At 40.3% G+C, this 24,851-nt stretch carries 22 protein-coding genes and 1 pseudogene; 11 read left to right on the forward strand and 12 right to left on the reverse strand.

From position 1 onward, the window contains the following. The first annotated feature begins 19 nt into the window (after positions 1–19). The 5 genes and pseudogenes from NSU02_RS01560 to NSU02_RS01580 all read left to right on the forward strand — a co-directional run. A complete protein-coding gene (locus NSU02_RS01560; RefSeq protein ID WP_339193946.1) occupies positions 20–1,252 on the forward strand; it encodes a sugar ABC transporter ATP-binding protein in 1,233 nt (410 codons plus the stop codon). Continuing rightward, positions 1,249–2,232, forward strand: coding sequence for an ABC transporter permease (locus NSU02_RS01565; RefSeq protein ID WP_339193948.1), 984 nt, complete (start codon positions 1,249–1,251; stop codon positions 2,230–2,232). Before NSU02_RS01560 ends, NSU02_RS01565 begins: the two co-directional genes overlap by 4 nt. Positions 2,233–2,243: 11 nt before the next feature. Then, positions 2,244–3,212, forward strand: a complete 969-nt coding sequence (locus NSU02_RS01570) for an ABC transporter permease (RefSeq protein WP_311066776.1) — start codon at positions 2,244–2,246, stop codon at positions 3,210–3,212. 59 nt (positions 3,213–3,271) lie between these two features. After that, positions 3,272–4,321 carry an autoinducer 2 ABC transporter substrate-binding protein gene (locus tag NSU02_RS01575; RefSeq protein WP_144596905.1) on the forward strand — a complete coding sequence of 350 codons (1,050 nt, stop codon included), beginning with the start codon at positions 3,272–3,274 and terminating at the stop codon, positions 4,319–4,321. A 367-nt stretch (positions 4,322–4,688) separates the two neighbouring features. Continuing rightward, positions 4,689–5,609 (forward strand): annotated as a pseudogene (locus NSU02_RS01580) (FGGY family carbohydrate kinase); the annotation flags it as partial. A 208-nt stretch (positions 5,610–5,817) separates the two neighbouring features. On the opposite strand, the gene NSU02_RS01585 reads toward NSU02_RS01580, so the two are convergent. Next, complete coding sequence (locus NSU02_RS01585) at positions 5,818–7,191, reverse strand: IS1380-like element ISGsp2 family transposase (protein WP_044899598.1); 1,374 nt, start codon at positions 7,189–7,191, stop codon at positions 5,818–5,820. An 80-nt stretch (positions 7,192–7,271) separates the two neighbouring features. On the opposite strand from NSU02_RS01585, the gene NSU02_RS01590 reads away from it, so the two are divergent. Continuing rightward, positions 7,272–7,853, forward strand: a complete 582-nt coding sequence (locus tag NSU02_RS01590; RefSeq protein WP_339193951.1) for an FGGY-family carbohydrate kinase — start codon at positions 7,272–7,274, stop codon at positions 7,851–7,853. A gap of 440 nt (positions 7,854–8,293) precedes the next feature. Here the strand turns inward: NSU02_RS01590 and NSU02_RS01595 are convergent, their stop codons facing one another. From NSU02_RS01595 to skfA, 7 genes are all read right to left on the reverse strand, one after another. Continuing rightward, positions 8,294–8,716: a TlpA disulfide reductase family protein gene (locus tag NSU02_RS01595; RefSeq protein ID WP_094244947.1), complete on the reverse strand. Its 423-nt coding sequence runs from the start codon at positions 8,714–8,716 to the stop codon at positions 8,294–8,296. Positions 8,717–8,729: 13 nt separating this feature from the next. After that, on the reverse strand, positions 8,730–9,236 hold the full coding sequence (locus NSU02_RS01600; RefSeq protein WP_063386519.1) for a HEAT repeat domain-containing protein: 507 nt from the start codon (positions 9,234–9,236) through the stop codon (positions 8,730–8,732). 43 nt (positions 9,237–9,279) lie between these two features. Continuing rightward, positions 9,280–10,728, reverse strand: a complete 1,449-nt coding sequence (skfF, locus tag NSU02_RS01605) for a sporulation killing factor system integral membrane protein (protein WP_066250457.1) — start codon at positions 10,726–10,728, stop codon at positions 9,280–9,282. Next, positions 10,721–11,443, reverse strand: coding sequence for an ABC transporter ATP-binding protein (locus NSU02_RS01610; RefSeq protein ID WP_066250460.1), 723 nt, complete (start codon positions 11,441–11,443; stop codon positions 10,721–10,723). The genes skfF and NSU02_RS01610 overlap by 8 nt, the downstream gene beginning before the upstream one ends. A gap of 15 nt (positions 11,444–11,458) precedes the next feature. Then, positions 11,459–12,958 carry a type II CAAX endopeptidase family protein gene (locus NSU02_RS01615; RefSeq protein ID WP_339193954.1) on the reverse strand — a complete coding sequence of 500 codons (1,500 nt, stop codon included), beginning with the start codon at positions 12,956–12,958 and terminating at the stop codon, positions 11,459–11,461. Continuing rightward, entirely contained in the window at positions 12,955–14,190 is a 1,236-nt protein-coding gene (skfB, locus tag NSU02_RS01620; protein ID WP_117017014.1) for a sporulation killing factor system radical SAM maturase, read from the reverse strand. Before skfB ends, NSU02_RS01615 begins: the two co-directional genes overlap by 4 nt. A 206-nt stretch (positions 14,191–14,396) precedes the next feature. Continuing rightward, the gene (gene skfA, locus NSU02_RS01625; RefSeq protein WP_063386524.1) at positions 14,397–14,564 is read right to left on the reverse strand and encodes a sporulation killing factor; all 168 of its coding nucleotides are present in this window, start codon (positions 14,562–14,564) and stop codon (positions 14,397–14,399) included. 544 nt (positions 14,565–15,108) lie between these two features. On the opposite strand from skfA, the gene NSU02_RS01630 reads away from it, so the two are divergent. The 3 genes from NSU02_RS01630 to ltrA all read left to right on the forward strand — a co-directional run bounded on the left by NSU02_RS01630 (position 15,109) and on the right by ltrA (position 19,508). Next, positions 15,109–15,258 (forward strand): hypothetical protein, encoded by a 150-nt coding sequence (locus NSU02_RS01630; RefSeq protein WP_186439321.1) that lies wholly within the window; start codon positions 15,109–15,111, stop codon positions 15,256–15,258. Between the two features lie 979 nt (positions 15,259–16,237). Next, the gene (locus tag NSU02_RS01635) at positions 16,238–17,449 is read left to right on the forward strand and encodes an MFS transporter (protein WP_066250471.1); all 1,212 of its coding nucleotides are present in this window, start codon (positions 16,238–16,240) and stop codon (positions 17,447–17,449) included. Between the two features lie 799 nt (positions 17,450–18,248). Then, complete coding sequence (gene ltrA / locus NSU02_RS01640) at positions 18,249–19,508, forward strand: group II intron reverse transcriptase/maturase (RefSeq protein WP_094245397.1); 1,260 nt, start codon at positions 18,249–18,251, stop codon at positions 19,506–19,508. Positions 19,509–19,647: 139 nt separating this feature from the next. Here ltrA and NSU02_RS01645 read toward each other — a convergent pair whose 3' ends face one another. Further along, the gene (locus NSU02_RS01645; RefSeq protein WP_339193957.1) at positions 19,648–19,815 is read right to left on the reverse strand and encodes a hypothetical protein; all 168 of its coding nucleotides are present in this window, start codon (positions 19,813–19,815) and stop codon (positions 19,648–19,650) included. A gap of 271 nt (positions 19,816–20,086) precedes the next feature. On the opposite strand from NSU02_RS01645, the gene NSU02_RS01650 reads away from it, so the two are divergent. Then, positions 20,087–20,584, forward strand: coding sequence for a 2,4'-dihydroxyacetophenone dioxygenase family protein (locus tag NSU02_RS01650; RefSeq protein WP_198318555.1), 498 nt, complete (start codon positions 20,087–20,089; stop codon positions 20,582–20,584). A gap of 177 nt (positions 20,585–20,761) precedes the next feature. Continuing rightward, positions 20,762–21,190 (forward strand): SRPBCC domain-containing protein, encoded by a 429-nt coding sequence (locus NSU02_RS01655; protein WP_066250478.1) that lies wholly within the window; start codon positions 20,762–20,764, stop codon positions 21,188–21,190. A gap of 172 nt (positions 21,191–21,362) precedes the next feature. Here NSU02_RS01655 and NSU02_RS01660 read toward each other — a convergent pair whose 3' ends face one another. The 3 genes from NSU02_RS01660 to NSU02_RS01670 are packed head-to-tail and all read right to left on the reverse strand — an operon-like array spanning position 21,363 to position 24,692. Continuing rightward, positions 21,363–22,454: a glycosyl transferase gene (locus tag NSU02_RS01660; RefSeq protein WP_066250481.1), complete on the reverse strand. Its 1,092-nt coding sequence runs from the start codon at positions 22,452–22,454 to the stop codon at positions 21,363–21,365. Beyond that, positions 22,435–23,652 carry a glycosyltransferase family 4 protein gene (locus tag NSU02_RS01665; protein ID WP_117017019.1) on the reverse strand — a complete coding sequence of 406 codons (1,218 nt, stop codon included), beginning with the start codon at positions 23,650–23,652 and terminating at the stop codon, positions 22,435–22,437. Before NSU02_RS01665 ends, NSU02_RS01660 begins: the two co-directional genes overlap by 20 nt. Further along, positions 23,649–24,692 carry an NDP-sugar synthase gene (locus tag NSU02_RS01670; RefSeq protein WP_066250486.1) on the reverse strand — a complete coding sequence of 348 codons (1,044 nt, stop codon included), beginning with the start codon at positions 24,690–24,692 and terminating at the stop codon, positions 23,649–23,651. Before NSU02_RS01670 ends, NSU02_RS01665 begins: the two co-directional genes overlap by 4 nt. Positions 24,693–24,851: the final 159 nt, after the last annotated feature.

Consider the following 24,851-nt stretch of genomic DNA (forward strand, 5'->3'; position numbering starts at 1 on the left):
CCACTACGGCTTTAGCCTAGTGGTAGTTCAAATAGGAAGAGACAGCGATAAGCATTCTTGGAAAAAAGTTGATTGGGCTCTTATGGAAAAAACGGCCAAAAAGGCTTTAAAAGAGCTTGATTTTGAGATTGACGTTTCAACACCGGTAGAAAAACTGAGCATAGCCCAGCAGCAGATGGTCGAAATAGCGAGGGCGCTTGCGTTTGATGCGAAATTAATCGTCATGGATGAGCCGACATCATCACTTTCCGCCGGTGAAGTAGAGAAGCTGTACGAAGTTATATTTTCTTTGAAAAAGAGAGGGATTTCAATTATTTTTGTAAGCCATAAATTAAAAGAACTTTTTACAGTTTCTGATCGATTCACCGTTCTAAGAGATGGCAAATATGTCGGTACGTATCATGCAAATGAATTAACAGAAGAAAAACTAATTACGTTAATGGTTGGCCGGAAAATTTTATATGAAAAAAATAAAGAAAAGGCAGCCTCAGGCAAAACATTGCTTGAAGTAAGAAACCTTGCGAAAGAAGGAAATTTCAAAGATATTTCATTTGAACTGAGGGAAGGGGAGGTTCTTGGAATTACAGGGCTTGTAGGCTCTGGTCGAACCGAGCTGGCGCAAGCTATTTTCGGCATTAATCGTCCTTACAAAGGGGACATCATCATTAACGGTCAAAAGACTGTGATCAAGTCTTCAGAAGAGGCAGTAAAAAAAGGAATTGCTTATATTCCTGAAAGCCGGAAGACACAAGGGCTTATTTTAAGGCAATCAATCATTAACAATATTTCGCTTCCTGTGTTGAAAAAATTAAAAAATAAATTTTTGCTGATTAATCGAAGAAAAGAAATAGAATTAGCTGAGCATTATATACAATCATTAGATGTCAGACCGCCGCTGCCATACAGGGCTGCCGGCGATTTGTCAGGTGGAAATCAACAAAAGGTAGTCATAGGAAAGTGGCTGTCAACAAATCCTAAAATTTTGATTATCGATGAGCCGACTAACGGAATTGACATCGGTGCCAAGTCAGAAATCCATAAGCTTTTAAGAGGATTAGCGGCAAATGGAATGGGAATCATTGTGATTTCTTCTGAACTTCCTGAGGTGCTTGCTGTTAGCGATCGCATTATCGTTATGCGCCATGGACGAATTGCAGGCGAACTCGGGATTCATGAAGCGACACAGGAAAGCATCATGAACCTTGCATTGCTTGGGCAAAAGGGTAAGATCCGCGAGGAGGCACAATTATGAAAGCGTTTTTAAAATCAAAAGAAATGAGCGTTGCTGTCATTATTTTACTTCTATGCATCATATTGGCCTTCATTAGCCCGGTATTTTTAACAGCAGATAATTTGTTGGATGTTGTGAAAGGAAATGCAGTATTAGGCATTTTGGCTATTGGAATGACGCTTGTCATCATTACAGGGGGGATTGATGTATCTGTTGCAGCAGTGACAAGCGCAGTATGTGTCGTTTTGGGCAAGACGATGATGTTTTTGCCTGATAGCCCACTGACCATTGTGTTGATTTTTGTCATTGCTCCGCTTTTCGGAGTGCTGTTAGGCTCCATCAATGGAATTTTAGTTGCAAAAATTCAAATTCCGGCGATTGTCGTTACTTTAGGGATGATGAGTATTATTAACGGACTTGTTCTGTATATTACAAACGGCCAATACTTGAACAGCAGCAACTTCCCAACTGTTTTCTTGAAATTTTCGAATTTCTCTGTTTTTGGAATATCCATTATTATTTGGCTTTTTATCATTACAGCAGCTTTGACATGGTACATTCTTAAATACACATTAATCGGCCGCGAAGTAATGGCTATTGGCGGAAACAAAGAATCGGCTGTCCGAGTCGGAATTAACTATAGCAAAGTTCAAATATTTGTATTTTCTTATATGGGCTTTTTAGCAGGGATTGCTGCGATTGCTCAAACTTCTTATACAAAAGCGGTAGATCCGAACGGAATGATTGGCTTGGAATTAATGGTTATTGCTGCAGTGGTGCTGGGAGGAGCCAATATAATGGGAGGACGCGGAACAATATTTGGAACGATATTAGGTGTTCTTCTGCTAGGAATTATACAAAATGGATTAATATTAGCGAAAATTGATACTTTCTGGCAAAAGGTTTTTACAGGGGCAATTATATTAATCGCTGTATCGTATGACCATATTCAATATAAACGCTCGCAAAAGCAGCTTTCAAAAATTGAAGTGGAAGCATAAGGGGGGAGAGGATGAAACAGGTTACGCTTTCAAAAGAAAATATACTCGGACTCATTGCCATCGGTCTATTTGTTTTGATGAGCATAAGTGTTCCGGGATTTTTATCAAGCAATAACTTGACAAATATGATGTTTCAGCTGCCTGAGTTCGGTTTGTTTGCTTTAGCCATGATGGTGGTGATCGTAACAGGCGGAATCGATTTGTCGATCACGTATACGGCAGCGCTGGCAGGGGTAGCAATTGCGATATTATCAAGCAATGGATATCCGATAATCATTGCGATTTTAGGAGGCATTGCAGTTGGACTTCTTTGCGGTTTTATGAATGGATTTATTATTGCCAAGATCGGAGTATCACCGATTCTTGTAACCCTTGGGACAATGGTATTGTTTGAAGGGCTTATTCTCAGCATTACAAAAGGAAATTCAATATCCGGATTCAGCCCTGAGTACACGCTGATTGGAAATGGTTATTACCTGGGGCTCATTCCGCTTTCGATTATAATCTTTCTCTTTGTCGCTATTTTGACTTCCGTACTGCTGAATAAAACAGTATGGGGAAGATCAGTTTATATGGTTGGAAGCAATCCGGTTGCATCCTTGTTTTCAGGGGTTAATAACAGCAAGGTTTTGATGAAGGTGTATTTATATAGTGCTTTGTTAGCAGCAATTGCTTCTATCATCATGACATCAAGATATAACACAGTAAAAGTTGATCTTGGATCATCCTATTTATTGCAAAGCGTTGCAGCAGCCGTTCTTGGCGGTACTGAAATCCAAGGAGGCTATGGGAAAGTGATCGGCACGTTATATGCAGTTATGATTTTTCAAATGATATCCAGCGGCTTAAATCTAATGGGAGTGCCGAGACCGATTGTGACAGTGATTATGGGGGTTATTTTAATCGCGGTGTTAATTATTAACTTTATTAAAGTAAAGGCTGATGAAAACAAGCAAAAAAAGCTTGCAGAAACAGCATAATGACTTTTCTTTAATTGGTTAAAAGATTTATAAACTATAAATTTACAAGGAGGAAAAGTATGAAAAAAATTGCAGGTTTATTTGTCGCTTTATTGCTTGTATTTGGTCTTCTTGCAGGATGTGTTTCTCAGCAGGGTGCAGGGGGGAATTCAAATTCATCTAAAGATGGAAAAGATGAGGCTGGCGGGGGCGATGGAAAAATCAAAATTGCTGTTGTTCCTAAACTAATTGGCATTCCTTATTTCAATGCATCTGAAAAAGGAGCAATTCAAGCGGGAAAAGATCTTGGAGTCGAAGTGATTTATACAGGTCCGACAGAGGCAGATGCTGCCCAGCAGGTTAAGGTGATTGAAGATTTAATTAGTCAAGATGTGGATGTAATTGCTGTTGCACCGAATGATGCAGCTGCATTATCGCCTGTATTACAAAAAGCGAAGGATAAAGGAATTATCGTGATGGACTGGGATACACCAGCAGATCAATCTTTAGTTGAACTTTCTGTCCACCAAATTGATGACGAAGCTTATGGCCGTCATATCGCAAAATCATTAGTTGAACAAATGGGGACTGAAGAAGGGGAAATTGCCATTCTCACAGGTGGTCTTGCGGCAGCAAACTTAAATTCATGGATCGATGCAGCGAAGAAGGAACTTGAAGAAAATTATCCAGGAATAAAGCTAGTAACAGATAAAATTGCGACTGATGAAAAGCAGCAAGTGGCATACCAAAAAACGCTTGATTTAATTAAATCATATCCGAACCTTAAAGGGATTATGGCATTTTCAACTCCTGCTCCTCTTGGCGCAGCTCAAGCTATTCAAGAGAAAGGTCTTCAAGACAAAATCGCTGTTGTCGGAACAGCACTTCCGAAGGATTCAGCTCCATTTTTAGAGGATGGCTCATTAGATGTAGCAATCCTTTGGGAGCCTGACAAATTAGGATATTTGACAGTCGCTTTAGCTAAAGATCTTGTTGATGGCAAAAAGCCTGAAAACGGCCAAAATATAGATGGTGTAGGAGAAGTGGAAGTTTGGGAGGATGGTAAAACGGTCATTATGGGACCGCCTACAGATTTCACAAAGGATAATGCCAAAGACTATGACTTCTAATTTTCGTTAAAGAGATTACCCCTCTCACATTTTTGCAATTGGAGAGGGGTTTCGTTATTTTGGAAAGTATTTCTATTTTTGCAGGTCTGGTAAGTTCTTTGCCTTGAAATAAAAAGAGTGAAGGCTAAAATATCAATATTTTTATTGGCAGGAAACGTAAAGAGATTTGTGGAAAGGGAAAATTTTTTTAATGGTTACTGCCAATGAATTTTTTGAAGAATGGAAGAAAAGTTGTTTACAAATGTTTACTCAGATTTTGACCTGCTGCATGAGCAGCAAGAAAATGTCTAGTTATGGAACGCTATCCTAATTTTTAAGCGAAACATTTAGCAGCTTCATAGATTGTGTGAATTTTAGGAGGGATAAAATGACACATATCGCAGTTGACATCGGTGCATCAAGCGGACGGCTTGTCATAGGGGATATAAAAAATGGAAAATTGACAATTGAAGAAATACACCGATTTGCCAATGGTTTTACGGAACGAAATGGAACGTATTATTGGGATATTGATCATTTGCTGACGGAAATTGTAAAGGGATTGGCATATGCCAAAACATTGGGAGTGAAAAGGTGTACACTTGGAATCGATACTTGGGCTACAGATTATGTGCTGGTCGATCAAGAAGGAAAAAGGGTGCAAGAGGTCATAGCATACAGAGATAAAAGAACAGAACGGACGATTGAGAAAATTACGAAGCATATTTCCAAAAAAGATATATATGAAAAAACAGGCATTCAGTTTTTATCCTTCAACACCTTATACCAGTTATATGAAGAAAAAAAAGAAAATCTTGAAAAAACGAAAATGATTATGACAGTTCCTGATTACTTAGGATACAAACTGACTGGATGTGCAGTGACGGAAGTGACAAGCGCATCTTGTACTCAGCTTTTAAACGTGAAAGAAAAAGATTTTGATCAAGATTTGCTTCAGCTGCTGTCAATTGAGCGTGAGCAGTTTCCGCCGTTTTCTTACCCCGGGGACATGCTCGGATATGTCAGAAACGAATATTTTCCTGATTACGATCTGCCCGAAACAAAAGTGATTATAGTTGGTTCTCATGATACAGCTTCCGCAGTTGCAGGAGTACCTGCTGCTGAAAAAAATTGGGCGTATTTAAGCAGCGGAACTTGGTCTTTGATTGGGATTGAATCGGATGCGCCAATCATTACGGAAAAATCATTATTTTACAATTATACAAATGAGTGGGGAGTGTTTGGGACATACCGTTTTTTAAAAAATATTATGGGCATGTGGATTATTCAAGAAGTGAGAAGACATTTAACCTGAATCCGTGATGAATTGAAATCGACTTTGATTTTGTTGTAATTTTGATGGATTGATAATCCATAAAACCCCTTTTATGCTTATGACCTATGTCATCTCTATTTCCGAAAATGGAACAAATCTCTTTTTTAGGTATACGAACCAAAAAAATAGACAAAAAAGCACAGGGAGTGACGTTGGACATCAGTTCCCGAACATTCGTTCGTTATCTTGCCTCTCTCCATTTCTGATAGACGTTCAGTAGGGGCTCGCTATAGCCACTCCTTCGCGTCAGTTTCATCCAGATCTGTCGTGATCGACGGACGAGTCGCCCTGCCATCGTGATCACCGTCTGAATAATCGTCTTGATGCGGCGGCGTTTCACTTTGTGGTGCAACGGATGTCTCGGATCGCTTAATAGATCTTGTCCAATCAGACGAAGAAGATTGTAAACGAAGGCTCCCATGACCAACACGAGCGCATTCGTTTTCATCTTCCCAGATGGAAGCCGCTCTAAATCTAAGTCGCTCTTCAGTTCGCTATGAAACTGTTCGCATGTCGCATGGTCATGATACAACGCGAGCACATCGCTCATTCGAACATGCTCGTATCCTTTGAGCCGCACCCAATAGCTTTCCACTTCATAATCAGGAACGAGCATCAGCTGTCCATTGCGTTCCATCGTCCGTTCCGTCACTTGGGTGACTTGAACGTACGTATACGTGTTTCCATCGATCGCTGCCTTCTGTGGAAGGCATAGCTCATAGGTTTGTACTCCTTCGCTTTGTCCATCATCGACACGTTTGCCCTTTTGCGAAGCGATCTGGAACCAAAGCGCTTTCGATTCTCGGCGTAAGTTTCGCTTGATGACAAAGTCCACGTCTTCCTTTAGGCATACGTGCACATTCGCTTCTGCATCGTTTCCTGCATCCATGCGAACAAGCAGACGAGATGAAGTCAGTTGACGAGCTCGACGGATAGCGGTGACTAAAAACGAGGGCATGTTGTCTTGCACATGTTGTTTCCCTGGACGCAACTCGGCATGAACGAGATACCCTTCCTTCCCTGCATACGCAAACAACGGTGTAAAACCGTCAAATCCTTTATACGTTCGACTGACTCCTTCTTTTTTCGTATCGGAGTTGTCAAATGGGGAACCATCTATATCAAGGGGAAGCCATGTCGTCTTTCCTTTGGTCCAACAAGGGGACAAAGTGGCATGTCGTTGAATCAACAGACGTATGGACTCCTCCCAAAGAATCGTTTCGGTCATCGGAAGACAAGCGAGCTGATCGAGTCGTTGTCGCAAGGTTGGAGAGGAAGGCACGTGCTGAATCCCCATCGATGCCGAAAAGATATCGTCCTGACGATACGCTTCGATATGATCGAAATCCGTTTTTCCTGTGGCAAGCAAGCCAATCATCGAGCGAATGACATCGCTATGGGAAATGTGCACTTCTCGACGAACCGTTGGAAGCCGAAGTGCGTTTACCCGTTTATCCAGTTTCGTTCGATGGAGTAAGTAGCCAACGAGAGCAAGCCCAGCACTTGGGGTAATCGCTTCATCTGTCAATACAAACCGAATCGGGAAATCTTTCATCACATCACCTACTTGATGAAGAATCGTCAACGTCGTTTTCCCTTATCGTATCAACGGTTTGCGACCATTGTAAAGATGTTTTGTCACGGATTCAGGATTTAACGAAAGATTACAATTTTGTCCAAATGGTTGATGAGGCAAGAAAGGCGCCTCCATGCAAACAATTTATCAATTTTAACGATCAGCGATTTTTTAATCCGGACAATATGGTAGAAGAAATTCAGAAATATTGCAGGGAAACGCTTCAGCCTGTGCCGCAATCAACAGGAGAAATTGCGAGATGTGTATTTACAAATCTGGCTATACTATATTCCTTGTCAATTGATGAAATTGAAAGTATATCGGGCAGAACAATCGATTCATTATATATTGTCGGAGGCGGCTCGCAAAATGATTTCATAAACGAAATGACCGCTGCTGTAAGCGGAAAAACGGTTTTTGCCGGTCCCTCTGAAGCAACGGCTGTAGGAAATATTTTAATTCAGCTAATAGCGGAGAAAAAGCTTGCAAATTTACAGGAAGGACGGAATCTAGTTTTGAACTCTTTTTCTATAAAGCGTTTTGATCCAAGAGAAAGCGGAAACGATGTATTAAAAGAACAATTTAAACAAGCTGTTTTCTCCTGGATATGTACAGAGTACCGGCTCCATAAGAAAAATTGATCATAACACAATAACTCATAGTGCCTATGTTACATCAGGAATGAGCGGCGCTCCAATTTGTGTTCACCAGCAATTGGAATGCATTATCATTAAAAAGTACATCGAGTTGGGGAATAGCATTTCCAACAGCCTCAAAAAATTTCATTTAAACTTAGGGGCGCAAAATGAAACAGAATATGGAAAGGTTCCTTTTGATGGTCTTAATAGATTAGCTGCCGTTTTATCGGATCATGTACAATAAAAGAGATTTTAGAATAAAGACACTATTCCAAAAGGCAAATAAATGAACTTCAAAAGGAACCAAAAAAATTTTTCTCTCAATTTATTGCTCCAAGAAAAATGTTAACGGAATGTTGAACATAAATTTTAATAGAGAAATATTTAAAAAGGTAAACCGATTCTTTTTACAGTGAAAAAGTCAAGAAAAAAGCGGTAAGACTTTACTTTAGCTGTTTAATTTTTTTCATCATTTTGTGAAAACCTTCCTCTCCCATTGTTAATAATTCTTTCTTCATTTGTTGATTGACTAGGCAAAAAGCAGGGATTCCTTGAATACCAAAAGATTGTGCGATTGCATAGTTTTGATCTAAAACTACAGGAATTGTAATCTTTTTTTCCTCTACTCGTGTTTTCACAAGCTCCAACGCTTTCTCTTCAGCTGTATAAGGTACATGAACGGCAATGACATGAAAGGTTTCAAGATTAACTGTTTCTTCTAATAACTGATCCGTTAATTCACTGCAATACGGGCAGCTAATTGACCAAAAATAAAACAAAAGCCGATTGGATGATGGGAAATCATGGCCGTTTTTTGGAACGTTCAGCCACGGCAAGTCTTTTGTCATTGTTTGTATTAAATCCATGTGCTGTTCCTCCTCATTGATCCTTTAGTTGCATAGCGATAATTTTACCAATTGCTTCCTCCGCGGCAAAAGGACTGACCATTCCGGACGGCTTATCCAGTTCTTCTTTTAGACACTTCAACATAAGAGGTTCAATTTTAGACGGATCGATCAAGGAGATTGCCCATGATGCCCAAAAACGCGGTTTTCCTTCTGTATTTCGTGCAACTTCAACGAGGGCGTTCAGACTGTGATGTCCGATTCTCATTAAGGATAAAGCAGCTGACATTCTTATATCTTCGTCGTCATCTTTTAAAAGCGAAGCGAGTTCGGGAACTGCTTCCTTTGCATCTGCACCAAATTCCCCCAGCACAACGGATGAAATCATTCGGAGGGATTTCTCATCTTTTAAGGCTTTTATGAGTATTGGGACAGCGGCTTTTCCCGTTTTTTTTAGCTCTTTCACTCCTTGAAATACCGTTGCTTCATCGCTGCTTTTTAGTTTCGTTAAGGCTTGAGAGATTATTTCATTTGAACTCATGAAAATTCATCTCCTTAAGAAAAAGTATTAAATCCCTTCTGATTCAACGTTCATATTGATAGAAAGATAAGAATAAAATCGTGCTTAACACGATCATGAAAAGAGGCAGCCAATAGAAAAGAAGGTTTTTGAAAAGAAAAAACAAAAGGATGTAACAAAGGGTGCTCCCCATACAAATGAAAGCAAAATTTTTATAGTATGAAATCAGGCTGAGAGAGGGGTCTTTTTTATATGTTCTAACAAATGCCGCCCAGCGGATGGAAAGCATGAGCATGTATCCTCCAAGCCCGTACAAACTAAATGAAAGGAAATCTGTAAAAGCAGTGTTGAAATGGAAATGCCACATACCCACGCAATAAAGATAAAATAGAAAGATCCAAGCGGTATTCGATCCTTCCAGCAGCAATGCTTTTTTCCATAGTTTTCCCGGCAGCAAAAAAAGATCTCCAGACTTTGCATGTCTAATTAATCCTGAATAGTAGGAACTGCTGAAAAAAGCTCCGATTGTAAAAACGACCAAAATATAAAACCAATAAATGTTTTTTGCAATGAAAACGGGAACTAAGATGAGAAGAACAAACAAATGAGTAGCATGAAAAAAAATGTATTTCTTGGCAAGCAATATTTCGAGCCAAAGGAAAGAAAAAATACCGTTTAATCCTTTCAGCCCCCACCATGTGTGCATCTCTTTCAGGCTGTTTTTAAAAAAATCGGTTTGATGATCTTGAAACTCCGCCCAAAAATCAGCTTCTTTTACCAATTTTTCTTTGCATTCCGATTTTTTCGTTGTTATTCGAATAATCATGAACGAAAGGGCGATCATGATTAGAAAGGCAAGAAACCCTTGCAGCAAAAAGCTGTTTGTAAATAAATAGCCGATAAAGCCGATATGGTAGCTAATATACTTCTGCCAAATCAATTCATTGGCTTGAAAAAAAGAACCATAGAGAGCAATACCATATATAACGGTGAGAATGAAGGCAACAAAGGAGAAAGCAATTTTTGTTCCTTTTACAGTTCTGGCACAGGACATAGCCATTATCCATGATTCTAATAAAACAATGAGACAAAGTAATCGGATTGATTGTGCTGTTAACCGGCCAAATGGATTTCCTGCCAAAAAATAAACGGCATCAGCTGTGATTCCTGAGAGAAGACAGAGCAGCCCTTTCCAAGACAATCGCCATAATAATATGGAATAAGCGATTTTAGTGAAAGAATAAGGGGCGGTATAAAGCCATATGACGTCTTGCATGAGCCCAGGTATGCGGTTGGAAAGCAGCCCAAAAATGGTCATGACAATAAAAATTCCTGAGCAAATCCATCCTGTATAGGCAATGTCCCAACTTCTGGAATTAGCCCCCCATTCAAGTTGAAACAGAAAAAACCATATAAATAAAACAAAAATGAACAGAAAGAATTTTATCCCGTGTTTTTGGCTATCGATTTCTCTTTTCGCTTGAAGGAACAAAAATGACCAAATATTAATCATTTGACCAATCCCCTAAACTGCGTATGACTTCTTGCTTCCAGGCTGGATATTCTTCGTTGTTTTTTGGTACGGCCATTTCTTTTACAATACGGCCTTCTCGAATTAATAACACTCTGTTAGCCGTTTCCAATACAAATTCGAGGCTGTGGGTGGATATGAGAATGGCGCTATGATGTTTTGATTTACGGACAAGCCAGTTGGCAAGCCATTGTTTGGAAGAAATATCCAAACCGATTGTTGGTTCATCCAATATATATATAGAAGCGTTTTGTATAATGGCGCCAGCCAAAATAACCCTTTGCTTTTGTCCCCTTGACAATTGCCCGCTTAATCGATCCGCCAACGATTCAATATTTACCTCTTTTAAAGCTTCATAAACTTTTTTTTGAAGGTCTTTTTTTTCAACTTTGAAGGCTCTGGCGCGAAATTGCAAATGTTCCGCTACGGTTAAGGTAGGGTACAAATATGGGTGATCCGGAATTAGCGAAGCGGATTGCTGCGCTTCAACCGTACCAGGGGTATGCCCCGCAATTTTGATCGTCCCATCATCAGGGGTGTATAATCCAGCGAGACACCTAATGGTTGTTGTTTTACCTGCCCCGTTTGGCCCTAATAAGGCTACGATTTCTCCTGAATGAACGGAAAAAGTTATATCTTCTACACCATCGCCGTTACGATATTTTTTCTTCAAATTGGTTACTTGGATGATCTTCATGCCTCTCCTCCATTGTTATACTGAGGGTTGTTTGAAGGTTTCACTGGCCTTCAATTTTTTCTGGAAAGTGTAATCCCAAAGCGGCTTCATGACAAGAATAAAATTATAAATAAAATGAATGGTTAAGGAGGACAGAAAACCGAACTGGATGAAAAAGAATCCCAGTATAATGCCAAAGATTACTAATTGGATCCATCTGATCCATCTGGGATGAAATCCTGTTCCTTGGTGCATAATGGCCCATAGAATGGAGGAAATGATGATCGCCAAAGCCCAATTGCCGCTCAACCACCATATCGTCGGAATGATCAACAAACGGTAGACTGTTTCCTCTGCAATGGAGCTTTGCAGGCCGATGCTTAATCCTTGTTTAAATGTAAAGCCTGACAAGTAAATGGTACGATTGGACAACTCGGGAGAAATTCGCAGCCAATTTTTCTCTTCCAGCCATGAAAAAATTGCTGAAAAAAAACCTAAGCAGCCGATGCCGACACTTAAGCCGACGAAAAACTGCCATACAGCATTATCAAAAAAAGCTATTTGGAGAACATTACTCAAAGAGTGCCCTGCCAATGAACATATATATACGACGAAACCTGTGGCCAATCCTGCTAAAATTGCCGATAAGATTCCAAGAGCATAAACCGTTTTTATGCTGAGGCGGGAATCATAAGTATTGACGATGCTCAGTTGAATGTCTTCTTTTATTGTTATGATGTTACAAAAGAATAGAACCGCCCCCAGCAAGATGCTTGCAGTGATGCCGGCATTTTGGCGAAGGTTGATAAGGATGATGATCGCTGCAATAACGGCCAGGCATGACGCTAATACTCCCGTCATATTTAAGGTAGATTCCATTTGCTCTTTCTTAACCGCTGTTTCGATGTCTTCTGTCAATATCTCTTGTTCTGAACCGATATAGAATATTTGCCCGTTATGGATTTCAACCGTTATTTTCATTCTTACTGGTTGAGATTCGGCAATATACCAGTACGTTTCAATATTTTCCAAGTCTTCTTCTTTTCTGCCTGCACCTGTGAATTGAGATGCAGCCCATAATCCATTATCTGAGACGGCAAGCTCTTTTTTTAATTGTTCCGGAGAGGAAAAAGCGCCTTTATGTTTCGCCATTTCTTTCTTTGACAGGTTCGCGGTGTAAAACGTAATTTCTCCATTTGAATTGATGCCAATGATGACTGATCGGTTTTCTCGAACGAATCTAATTCTCCATGATTCGACTAAACCCCAATGATATAAAATATGGCGAACTTTGTTTAACAATCCTAGGTGATGCAGCATATTGACGGTATTTCGGTCGTACCAATACATCGCATAAAAATCCCAATCTGATACATCAATGCCGGAATACCGTTTAATGAATTGCACTGCCAATTCCCGAGCTTCTTTTTTATGTAATAATAGCGATTCGTACGTTTTTGGTTTGAATTTGTAAAACAGAAAGGTTCCTGCAATAGGAAGGATGATCCATAATAAATGGATGATGGTCGTCATCATGGTTTAACCTCAGCTTCTTTTTGAATGGTAAAAGGCAAATCGGCTTCAGGTAATTCTATCTTTCCTATACATCTACATTGTTTAGCAAGTCGCTTCGCTTGCATTAGCCTTTCCGGTGAACCGATCTCCTGCATGCTGTTTTTTAAGACGTTTCCAAGGGATGTATCTTCAATTTGACAAGGTGTAACTTGTCCATCCGCACGAATATACCATGACAAAAATCCCGGCGTGCAGAAATCTGTAAGACTATCATTTTGATGGTGGTCTTCCCAATCCATAATAATGATTTGATCACTCCATCTTTTTTTGGCGTCTGCCAACTGCTGCTTTACTTTCTCCTTCATTTCGCTTGTCATGTCTTGATATTCAGATGCTCTGCCTACGGGAATAGTTTGACCCGCACGAAATACAACTGCGCCAACTTCCACCGATTTTTCGATTACTTCATAAACTTCTTTGTAGTTGAGTTGGTTAACAGTCATAGCAATGAGGACGGGAACCGATGATTGAGCAAAACGTTCGGCATTTTTCAAGCTTTCGGAAAATCCTCCTTCTCTCCCTCTTAACTTGTCATGGGTGCTGCTGTTTCCATCTATACTTATTTGGACACTGACATTTCCCAAGTGGCTGATCAGTTCAATCTCATCGTCGCGCCAATTTAGGCCATTGCTAAAAAGGTTGACGTTCGTAAATAAAGAACTGGCTGTGGCAATGATTTTCAAGAAATTTTTTGTTAGCTTTGCTTCTCCGCCTGTAATGGTGATGTCAGCTACACCGTGAGATGCGAGTTTTTGCAACACTTTTATCCATTGGGAAGATGATAGTTCATCTGGATACGGTTTTCCTGAGCTTGCATAACAGAAAGGACACTTCAAATTGCACATATTTGTTAATTGAAGGGTGCAGCTGATTGGCAAATAGTACTCTGTAGATCCGGTGATCATCAAAGGGTGATTTAGCAGGCCTTTTTTCCACGCTGATGTAAATGGATGTGAATCTAGCTCGTTATTTAATTCTTCCTCACTTACCTTTTCTTTTGAAAGAATCTCCCAAATTCTTGCCGTTTTTTGAACACTGTTATTTTTGGCAAGCATTAAGGCTAATTCTGTTCCCCTGCCGCTAAGTCTAAAATAGAACATGCTTTTTCTGTCAAGCAAAATGGCCCCATGAGGTTGGAAGTGGATCGCAAATTCTGGTGAAGTGTTAGTTGCCGTTTCTAACAATTTTGACATAAAATCCTCCCTCTATAAATGTTGATATATCAATGGTTGTAGCCGTTTTAAGGGGTGTCAAAAAATTTTTTTCGACACGTTTTCTAACTTTGTTTCTCAAATCTGTATATATATGACATTGGATGGGTGCGCTTCACTGCCACTACTCCTTTATTTTAGGGAGCAGTTAAAAAACTGCTCCATTGCAATCCTTTTGAATATAATGGTTATAGCAGGCGCATTGCCGGATGTGGGAGCCAGCAGACTCTAGTCATCGAGATACTTTTTGAGGCCCAGCAGCTCATACATCCAGCCGCTTTCACAATCGAGGTGCCTGCTGGCTTTTTCAGTTCCTTGATAGCTGTTGGCTCCCACTGTTTTTTTTGCTTCTCCATAATCCCATCTCCTTCCAATTAAAAATGGTCATTATTGGAATAAAATATAACTGTTTAAAATTTAGCATAGCGATAATGTCGAAGTAAGAAATAAATTGTCATTTTGTTATAATTTTTTGAAAATTTAATATAAAGATTTCATAACAGCTTGTATTGGTGCAAGAGCTGTTTATTATTGATACAAGTTTCACGCTTATTAGCCTTTTGATACAGGATGTCCGTTTCAGCAACCGGTAAGCCTTATCATCCAACCAGCGATTAGCGATTTACGCTACGGTTTTTGTATAAACTCAAATCCATATGAAGACCTTGCCACTTCCTTCACCTCAGCCCTTTCAGTTACAAAGCGTTTCATTGATGAAAGGCATTTAGAGCGCCACATCAGGAAAATGAAAAAAATATATAAAGCGCGGCGTGACTATGTAAAAAAATGTTTGACTGAACAATTTGGCGACACAGTTAAAATTTTTGGCGATTCCACCGGTTTGCATTTAGTCGCAGAATTTCAAAACATCGTGTTTTTAATCAAGTAGTAAATGAAATAATGAAGAAGCATAAAGTGAAAATTTATCCTGAAGAAGTTCATGCTATTCAAAAAGGAATCCATCAAAACAAAATTATTTTAGGATATGGAAATTTAACAAAAGAAGAAATTGCGGAAGGCATTTTTAGATTAAGGCAGGCTCTAAATTAGGAGGTGTTCATCGTGGGGCATCTAAACGTTTGATGAAGATGAAAACATGTAGGATATTCATTTTAAGTGTCGATAATAAAATTGTCCAAACATGCCCATGAAACGATAATATTGACCAAATACAAAATTTGATGAGAGCGCTGTTTATGGAGGTAAGTTTGCTGGGACTTTAAGTCATGCAGGGTTTTAATCAAACGTTTGTTTAAGGGGTTAAACTCTCTCACAACTTTGAGGGGGTTTTTTTATGTGCTAAAAATTCGTTTCAAATGAATCAATTTCAGAGGATTTTATTTCATCAAATGAATTATCATAGACAGCCCCCGAACAAAACGGGGAAAAAGTTGGTATCATGCAAAACCACATGTATTTTGCCCTTTTGAGTTTTCGCTGGATCTTCAAATTCTAAGCGAATACATTTTACTTCAAGTAGAATGAAAGACAGCGGATCTTAAAGCATGCCGGATAGTGCGTCTGCTAAGTTTAAATGCCTGTATTGATTATAATATACGTTAGTTTTTATGTTGATGGCACATCATTTTGCTTTCATTCGTACCGTCTATGCCGAGTTTCTTTTTCAACGCTCGGATTTTTTCCTCAGGCTCTCGGTCGGGATTTCTGTTTTTTCCCTTTTCAGCATTATGTTGCCTGCATTGAATTTAAATTTTTATTTTTTCCCTTTTCAGCATTATGTTGCCTGCATTGAATTTAAATTTTTATTTGATTTGTTTGATGTTATAAGATATTATAAATCTGTAAAAAAGCGGAAGGATGATGGTTTGGATATGACTAACTAATTCTATCTTTAAGCTGCATTTTTAAGGAAGCGAATATATTTTCTGGATAGGATTAGTATGTGTTTGAAAATGCTAAATACTTAATCACCGCAGTATGCCTGTAGAATAAACCTGCTGTCCAGAAAACGGAATAGCAGGTTTTCTATGTGCTTGAAATAGACCGGAAGAAAGCGTAGGTACTCACTATGTCAATGTCTCAGTGGAGAAAAATGATTATTTTAATGATTAACATGTTTATAACTATTGGAAGCTTCGGCATTATTATCCCCATATTGCCTGCTTATTTGGAGTCCATTGGTCAAGGCGGTACGGCAGCTGGTTTAATGGTCGCAATATTTGCAGGAGCCCAGCTTGTGTTTTCTCCAATTGCAGGGAAATGGACAGATCAGTATGGACGGAAAAAAATGATTGTTTTAGGATTAATCGGTTTAACTGTTTCTATGTTTATCTTTTACGCATTTGATTCCATTTGGTGGCTGTACGCTTCGCGTGTAGTCGGAGGGATAGGCTCCGCGCTTCTGGTACCCGCTATTTTTGCTTATATTGCCGATATTACGACAATTGAGCAGCGGGCTAAAGGCAACAGTTTCATATCAGCAGCCATGTCGCTTGGGATTGTAATAGGACCAGGGGTTGGCGGTTTCTTTGCTGATTTTGGGTTGAAAATGCCTTTTCTTGTTGCAACGATCGTCTCTTTAGCTGCTGTTATTTTTTCATTAACAGTTTTAAAAGAAAGTGTTGAACAACAACATACCCCGGAACAAAAAACGCAAATCAATGATGAGCCGATGTTAAAAAAATTGGTTTCGTCCGCTCATAAGCCTTATTTTATGCTGTTGATTATTACTCTTGTTATGAGCTTTGGTTTAATGGCTTATGAATCTGTCATCGGGTTATATATGGATGATCAGTTTGGGGCAACACCGCAAGAAATTGCTTGGATGGTTACATTAACTGGACTGATAAGTGTGATTGTGCAGTTGTTTGTGGTCGATAAGCTTGTCGGCCGCTTTGGGGAAGGAGCCGTTTTAAATTTCTTTTTAGGCGTAGTTGCAATTGGATTTTTCCTTTCATTGTTTGCCGACAGCTATTCTCTGTTTTTTGTCATCACCCTCTTGATTTTTCTTGCAACATCCATCTTGCGTCCTGTTTTGAACACTCTTATTTCAAAGATGGCTGGAAATGAACAAGGCTTTGCCATGGGGTTAAACAACGCATATATGAGTATAGGAAATATATTGGGGCCGATGTTGGCGGGAATATTATATGATATTCAAATTTTGTATCCTTTCATTTTAGGATGCATTTTATTAGTGTTTACACTTTTTATTACTGTCTTTTGGCAAAACAAGTCATTGAAAAATACGAAACTGGCCAAATCCAAGTCGTCTAGTTAACGCTAAGAACTGTTGTTATTTATCACCTTTTTTAGACCGAAGTGACAAGATGAATAGGCTTGTAAAAATCTATTCTCGTTGGGAAAATTGATTCCAACCCGTAACTTGTTTTAAACAGTGCGGGGAATTGGATCATTTGCTGGCGACGAAGTTCAATTGAAGTCGTCGTACAAGGAAAATAAAGCGCGATCGCTTGGGCGTTTACGGATTTTTGGACAGCCTCTTTAATCAAAGGCTGTCCTTTTTGTGCGCCCGGCATGTACATGAACTATAGGGTGTAAGTCCCGAACCCCGAAGACAGAAGTAGAGGTTAGCCAAGAGCAAGGGTGTCCGTGGTGACGCGGAATCTGAAGGAAGCTGGAGGCAAAACACCGGTCCGAGGAACACGAACCTCATATAAGGCTAGGTATGATTGAGTGAGTTTGCGAAACAAAACAAAGCTCTTTCTGTCGAAGGTCATATCGAGTAAATGAGGCGGATAGATGGTGTGAAAGTGCATGTACTTACCCGGGGAGGTCTGGCTGGCACGCCAAGTAACCTTGGTAACCTATCTAGTGATAGATAACTGAACAGTCAGAAGTCAGCAGAAGTCATAGTACTCTTTTCGAGCTCGAGACGAAAGAGGAAGGACTGAACAATTAAGGAGAACGAATCGCTAGGCGTTCACCTTCTGTGTGGAAGCAGACAATCCGATAGGACTTACTTGAAGGAGGAAGTGGTGAATCCCACGGGGGACTTCAAGAGGGTGGAGCAGAAGATGGCACAAATAGAAGAATTCGTTCACGTGGAGAGGATATCAATGTTGATGGAAATGATTTTGTCACGGGAAAATCTCCTGGCGGCACTGAAACGAGTCGAACAGAATAAAGGAGGTCACGGAGTAGATGGCATGTCCGTAAAAGACCTACGAAGACACCTCTACGAAAATTGGGACTCCATTCGACAGTCGTTGAGAGAAGGAACCTACAAGCCCTTACCCGTCCGTCGAGTCGAAATCCCGAAACCGAACGGTGGAGTAAGACTTCTAGGGATCCCTACCGTGACGGATCGTTTCATCCAACAAGCGATTGCCCAAGTGTTGACGAAAATCTTTGATCCGACCTTCTCGAACCATAGCTATGGTTTCCGACCAGGTAGAAGGGGACATGATGCGGTTAGGGAAGCAAAGGGTTATATCAAAGAAGGATATCGTTGGGTAGTCGATATAGACCTAGAGAAATTCTTTGACAAGGTGAATCACGACAAACTGATGGGGATCTTGGCGAAAACGATCAAAGATCGAATTCTACTGAAGGTAATTCGCCGGTATCTTCAATCAGGCGTGATGATCAATGGAGTGGTAATGGAAACGGACATGGGAACGCCTCAAGGCGGCCCGCTTAGTCCACTTTTATCAAACATCATGCTTCATGAATTGGATAAAGAGCTTGAGAAACGTGGACATAAGTTTGTTCGGTATGCGGATGACTGTAACATCTATGTGAAAACAAAGAAAGCAGGAATTCGTGTCATGAACTCCATTACGAACTTTATAGAGAAGGAGTTAAAGCTCAAGGTAAATAAAGAGAAATCGGCGGTAGACCGTCCTTGGAAACGGAAGTTTCTCGGTTTCAGCTTCACACTCAATAAGACTCCAAAGGTACGGATTGCGAACGAAAGTGTGAAACGTTTGAAGAACAAGATTCGTGAAATTACATCAAGGTCGAAACCGTATCCAATGGAGAAAAGGATTGAGAAACTGAATAAGTATTTAATGGGATGGTGCGGATATTTTGCCTTGGCAGAAACACCAAGTAAGTTCAAAGAATTTGATGAATGGATTAGACGAAGGCTTCGGATGTGTTTGTGGAAAGAATGGAAAACCCCGAAAACAAGAATTCGGAAACTCAGAGGATTAGAAGTTCCAAGCCATAAAGCATTCGAATGGGGCAATACACGCAAGAAATATTGGCGGATTGCCTGCAGTCCCATTCTACACAAAACCCTCGACAACTCCTATTGGAAGCGTCGAGGGTTAAGAAGTCTATTCGAAAGATATCAAGCACTACGTCATACTTAATTGAACCGCCGTATACCGAACGGTACGTACGGTGGTGTGAGAGGTCGGGGGTTAGTCACCCCCTCCTACTCGATTTGTATTTTGGCATGCCATTCGCATGAAACGTATTCGACCAGCTTGAAATAATTGGTATTAGAAATTAGTTAGATAGCTTAAACTGTTGAACGAACCCGTTGAGCCCTTCTGACAGATTTGCCAACTTCATGGAATTTACTGAAATATCCTCCATCGAGCTGTTCGTCTGTTCGGATGCGGCAGATGTTTGTTCAATTCCTGCTGCAGACTGTTCAGCTAAAGAAATCCACACAACATTTTTGCTTTCACCTCTGTTTTGATCTTTATTTTTGCATATGCCCATAAAGCAGGGGAGAAAATGAACTAAATGAAATGATAAAGATGAATAATTTTTATTCATATTAGATTATAACCAAATATGTTAATTATTGTAAATTTTAGCAGTACCTTTCCTTCTTCTAGACTAAAAAGAATTTGTCATATTTGGATGAAGAAATCATATACATTTAGTGAATTTTTTCACCTTGTTTTAAAAGAAAAATAAAAAGGCGCGGGGGGATATTGTGGATCATTATGTACAGGTGGAAAAAAGAATAGATGTGAGACGAGACCAATTTGCGCTTTCTGAAGGTTATATCCATTCTTCTTTAGAAACTTCGCCATGGGTCCCGTTTGTAGAAAACGTCTGGATACGCCATTTGTCTTTTGATATTCGCAGCAATACTTCCATCAATGTTCTTCGGGTTGGATCTGGCGGCACGCTTGGCAGGCATCGCCACCGCGGTCCTGTCACTGGTTATGTGATTAAAGGAAGCTGGTATTACAAAGAATACGACTGGATCGCAAAACCGGGAGATTTTATTCGCGAAAGTCCGGGCAGGACACATACACTCGTTTCCGACGAAGGGATGGAAACTGTGTTTCATTTAAACGGACCGCTTGAATTTCTCGATGATCAAGACCGTATCATTGAAACGGTAGATGTATTTTGGTTTATCGATCATTACTTAACTTATTGCGAGAAAAATAATTTGCCCATTAATAAAGATTTGTTTTTATGATCCTTTGAAACTGATGCAAAAAATGATAGCGTTTACAAAGATAAAGAACCGTTCTAGTTCGGAACGGTTTTTTTCATTTATATCTAAGAATTTCTATTTCATGAGTCAGTGCATTTGACATAATACCTTGTGGTTTCATATAATTTGAAACTAAATGATGTAAAAAGGAGCAAGACTATGGAAAAAAATCATCAAAATCCATTACAAGACATTCATCAATCAATTGTATTAGAAGCCTTAATTGAAAAAGTTTGGGAGGCGGCGGCTACGTCAGAGGGGATTGCGTCATGGTTCATGCCAAATGATTTTCAGCCAAAGCTGGGACATGAATTCCATCTGCAATCTCCTTTCGGGCCGTCTCCATGTAAAGTGGTAGAACTTGAACCGCCTTACCGCCTCTCTTTCACATGGGATACAGAAGGCTGGGTTGTTTCATTTATTTTGAAGGATTTAGGGGATAAAACTGAATTTACTCTTATTCACAGCGGATGGAAGCATCCTGACGATGTGCTGCCTAAAGTAAATGAAAAAAGCTCTGTTGTTCGTGAACGGATGAATCATGGCTGGATGAACATTTTAAAAAAATTGCAAAAGGTTGTGGAATAACAAAAAATTCATTTACGTTTTCAGATCCAGCTCGAGGAAATAACTTGGAGGAAAAGAAAACAGCAAAAAAATTAGGGAGATGATGATCTCCCCAATGCAATCGCCATATCGTCCGAAGAATAGAGGAAAAGGCGGCTGCACTTTTTTGAACAACTGAAAAAAAGATTTTTTATTAAATCTTTTCGAATACTTCCAATTTTAGCGGATGTGCTAAAGCTTCAGTCATTAAATAGGAAAGAGTTGATTCCGCGCCCCGATTTTGATTAGGGCCATCGGAGTTCAGACCGTCACAGCAGCTGCCATCGCTAGGATCGACTAAAGGAATGTGATGGTCATTCCCGCCATAAAACCAGTCTCGGCAGCGCAGTACAACTTGTAAGTAAGCAGAATCATCCAAAATATGATAAGCTTCGTTTGCAGCTAAAGCTAGTTTCATAACATCGATGGGCTGCTGATCCCAGTCGGCGCGATTGTGGCGGCTGCACCAACCCCGGTTGCCGATTGGACGAATGGAGGAGCTGTTGAATCCGCCCATCTTTTCGATGAGAAAATCAAGACTCTCTTTGGCAATTCGCAATGTTTCATTGCGACGGTTGTATCGATAGGATAAAAATAATCCCCAAGGCAAAATTCCATTGGCATATGTCATTTGTTTTTCGAACCAATGCCAATCTTCCGTTCGGTGCTCTTTGTATGCTGTTAATAAACTATGTTCGCATGTCTCTGCCAATTGTTTAAGTTCATCTTCTGCTATTCCAAGAGAGGAAATGCTGTTTTTCTTTTCCATGAGCAGTTTGCTGCAGCTGGCCAGCACCCATGCTTGGCTGCGGGCAAAACGAAGCTTGCGGCATGCAGAAAGGGCATTGCGCAAAATTTCTGCTGCCACATAGCGGCGGGCATTGTCATTAAGTTTTAAATAGGCCATTGTCACTGCCCAAACTGATCGACCAAGACAATCTTCAGATCGAGTTTCCGATTCAGGTGTTCGGTCATAATAAAAGTTATTATGAAACCATCCATCATCCCTTTGAGCCCAAAGCAAAAAGGCTAAATACCGATCAAGCATTCCGTAGAGTCTCTTCAATTCAGACGGTTCATCTTGAAGAAGCTCTATCCATTCAATACATAGCCAAAGGGCGCGCGCATTGTCGTCTGTTGAATATCCTTCTTTACGGCGCGGAATCCGGCCGAGGCAATGCTCGATCAACCCTGTATCGTCAGTTAAACGTTCCAAATGATCAAAATTAATATTTGGTTGGGGCAACGTGTTTCACCACGCTTTCGTTCGGCTCTTTCACACCCTTCTCATCCAAGTCCATTTCGCCGATTTTGGCAAACAGCTTCAAATATTGCATCCCGACAGTTGGCCAATGGGTTGCCTTTCCAATCTGCCGAATTCGATTTTCCCATTGGTGCAATGCATTGTCATCCATTAATAGCTCTTTTAATCGCTGTTCCCATGCTTTGATGTCGCCATACGGAAGAAGCAGTTCTTCACAGCCTTTTAATAAATCTTGCGCATGTTCGTATGGCGTGGAGAGAATCGGACGGCCTATTCCGACGGCATAAGCCAGCGTTCCGCTTGTGATTTGCTGCAAGCCCGGATAAGGAGTTACATATAGATCACACGCTGTTAAGTAGGAGACGAGCTCCTCTTCATTAAAGTAACGGTCAATCATTCGGACATTCTCTTCTAATCCGAGCTGACGAATCATGTTTTGCAGCTCTTCACGGTATGATTCTCCTTCCCGCTTTTTCACTTCAGGATGCGTTTGTCCCGCGATAATATATAACGTTTCCGGTACTTCACGGACAACTTCTGGGAGGGCTGAAATTAGAGACTCGATTCCTTTGCCGCGATTCAGTAATCCAAATGTAAGCAATACTTTTCTGCCTTCAAATCCCAGCTGGCGGCGAAGCTGATCCCGCTCGTTATCTCGAGGTTTAGGCGATCCATGTGGAATGTAGACAATTTTATTTTCGGGCAAATTATACGCTCGGACTAAATAAGAGACAGCCTTGCGATTCATGACGACTATAGCGTCGCTTAAATCGGCAATTTCCTGCTGGACTTGCCGATATGGCGGCTTAGGATCAGAGAAAATCGTGTGAAACGTCGTAACGAGCGGTTTATTTAATGCGCGTACAAAGTCGACTATGTACTCTCCCGCTTCACCGCCGAAAATGCCGAATTCATGCTGCAAAACTACAACAGAAATATCGCTTCGATTGACCCTTTTGGCCATCTTCACATAAGCTGAACGATCTTGCATTGGCAAAGGCCAAAATCTCGGATTATTTTCATATACATTTCTGTCATCATTTTCATTATAAAGTACAATGATTGGGTCTCGATTACCGCGTTTGCCAGCAGCGCTTACGTTTGTAAATACATGTTCAGTGAAGGTAGCAATACCGCAGCGGCGCGGAGGATATGTGCTGACATATGCAATTCGACTCATGCTTGCATCACCCTCTCATATTGGTTCAAGATCAAGTTGTCGTACACTTTACCTTCATTTAAGAATGTCTTGTAAGCCATAATACTGTTGTTGACACGAATATTATCGCTTATGCTTGATTGATCCCAAAGAATAGAGTTTGAAAAATGCACTTTGGAGCCAATGCGGCAATGATCACCAATCACTGCAAACGGACCAATTACTGACTGATCGCCTACCTCGACATTATCCCCGATTAAAACAGGAGGGATAAAGCGGACGGCAGATCCGATTTTGGTGTCTTTTCCTAACCAAACGCCCGGTTGAACTTGATTTCCGCGAGTAGGCAACGGGTTCCGATTTTCAAGAACGTCCCAATGAATTTTCCGGTAACGTTCTGGTGTTCCCATATCAAACCAGTAACCGCTGCTTATTTTTCCGTATACATTTTTGCTTTTTTGAATAAGGGTGGGAAATGTTTCACGTTCGATAGAAACTTCACGTCCTGCTGGAATGTAGCGCATTACTTCTGGTTCAAGAATGTACAAACCAGCATTGATCAAATTTGATGGTGCTTCTTCACGACGAGGCTTTTCAACAAAACGCAAAATCCGGCTGGAATCGTCCAGTTGAACGACACCGTAAGAAGAAGGGTCATCTACTTCCGTCAGTGCAATTGTGGCGATCCCGCCGCTTTGTTCGTGAAATTCAAGAAGAGGAATCAAGTTTGGCAAGTGAACAATGTCGGCATTTACAACAAGAAATCTTTCCTTCAAAAATCTTTCAGCATTTTTGATAGCTCCTGCTGTTCCCATTTGATGTGTTTCATCAGAGTACTCAATGTCTACACCGAAACGTTTGCCGTCTCCGAAGTAATTTTTTATGACATCTGAACAGTGATGTGAGGCTATTACGAATTGGTTGATTCCTTGATCGCGAAGATAAGTGATGAGGTGTTCGAGCCATGGCCGGTTAGCAATGGGTGCCATCGGTTTCGGCAAATTTTCAGTTAATGGGCGTAAACGTGTTCCTAAACCACCAGCTAACAGTAATGTTTTCATTTGTCATCCCTCCATTAGTCTATGATTATGAAGTTCATAACAGATGGATGAATGAAAAATGAAAGTGGCGTATATTGTTAGCACTCAAACCTACTGGTTGCTAATAAATATTATAACAAAATTTCTTATATAAGTAAAATGTATGAATTTCAACTCAGT

Origin of the sequence: Aeribacillus sp. FSL W8-0870, from assembly GCF_037963755.1 — a bacterium.
Taxonomy (GTDB): Bacteria; Bacillota; Bacilli; order Bacillales; family Aeribacillaceae; genus Aeribacillus; species Aeribacillus composti.

Excerpts from the sequence above, each read along its gene's own strand:
- NSU02_RS01565 (WP_339193948.1), top strand. The coding sequence starts at position 1,249 with ATGAAAGCGTTTTTAAAATCAAAAGAAATGAGCGTTGCTGTCATTATT.
- NSU02_RS01570 (WP_311066776.1), top strand. The coding sequence starts at position 2,244 with ATGAAACAGGTTACGCTTTCAAAAGAAAATATACTCGGACTCATTGCC.
- NSU02_RS01575 (WP_144596905.1), top strand. The coding sequence starts at position 3,272 with ATGAAAAAAATTGCAGGTTTATTTGTCGCTTTATTGCTTGTATTTGGT.
- NSU02_RS01585 (WP_044899598.1), bottom strand. The coding sequence starts at position 7,191 with ATGAAAGATTTCCCGATTCGGTTTGTATTGACAGATGAAGCGATTACC.
- NSU02_RS01595 (WP_094244947.1), bottom strand. The coding sequence starts at position 8,716 with ATGGATTTAATACAAACAATGACAAAAGACTTGCCGTGGCTGAACGTT.
- NSU02_RS01600 (WP_063386519.1), bottom strand. The coding sequence starts at position 9,236 with ATGAGTTCAAATGAAATAATCTCTCAAGCCTTAACGAAACTAAAAAGC.
- skfF (WP_066250457.1), bottom strand. The coding sequence starts at position 10,728 with ATGATTAATATTTGGTCATTTTTGTTCCTTCAAGCGAAAAGAGAAATC.
- NSU02_RS01610 (WP_066250460.1), bottom strand. The coding sequence starts at position 11,443 with ATGAAGATCATCCAAGTAACCAATTTGAAGAAAAAATATCGTAACGGC.
- NSU02_RS01615 (WP_339193954.1), bottom strand. The coding sequence starts at position 12,958 with ATGATGACGACCATCATCCATTTATTATGGATCATCCTTCCTATTGCA.
- skfB (WP_117017014.1), bottom strand. The coding sequence starts at position 14,190 with ATGTCAAAATTGTTAGAAACGGCAACTAACACTTCACCAGAATTTGCG.
- skfA (WP_063386524.1), bottom strand. The coding sequence starts at position 14,564 with ATGGAGAAGCAAAAAAAACAGTGGGAGCCAACAGCTATCAAGGAACTG.
- NSU02_RS01630 (WP_186439321.1), top strand. The coding sequence starts at position 15,109 with ATGAAGAAGCATAAAGTGAAAATTTATCCTGAAGAAGTTCATGCTATT.
- NSU02_RS01635 (WP_066250471.1), top strand. The coding sequence starts at position 16,238 with ATGTCAATGTCTCAGTGGAGAAAAATGATTATTTTAATGATTAACATG.
- ltrA (WP_094245397.1), top strand. The coding sequence starts at position 18,249 with ATGTTGATGGAAATGATTTTGTCACGGGAAAATCTCCTGGCGGCACTG.
- NSU02_RS01655 (WP_066250478.1), top strand. The coding sequence starts at position 20,762 with ATGGAAAAAAATCATCAAAATCCATTACAAGACATTCATCAATCAATT.
- NSU02_RS01665 (WP_117017019.1), bottom strand. The coding sequence starts at position 23,652 with ATGAGTCGAATTGCATATGTCAGCACATATCCTCCGCGCCGCTGCGGT.
- NSU02_RS01670 (WP_066250486.1), bottom strand. The coding sequence starts at position 24,692 with ATGAAAACATTACTGTTAGCTGGTGGTTTAGGAACACGTTTACGCCCA.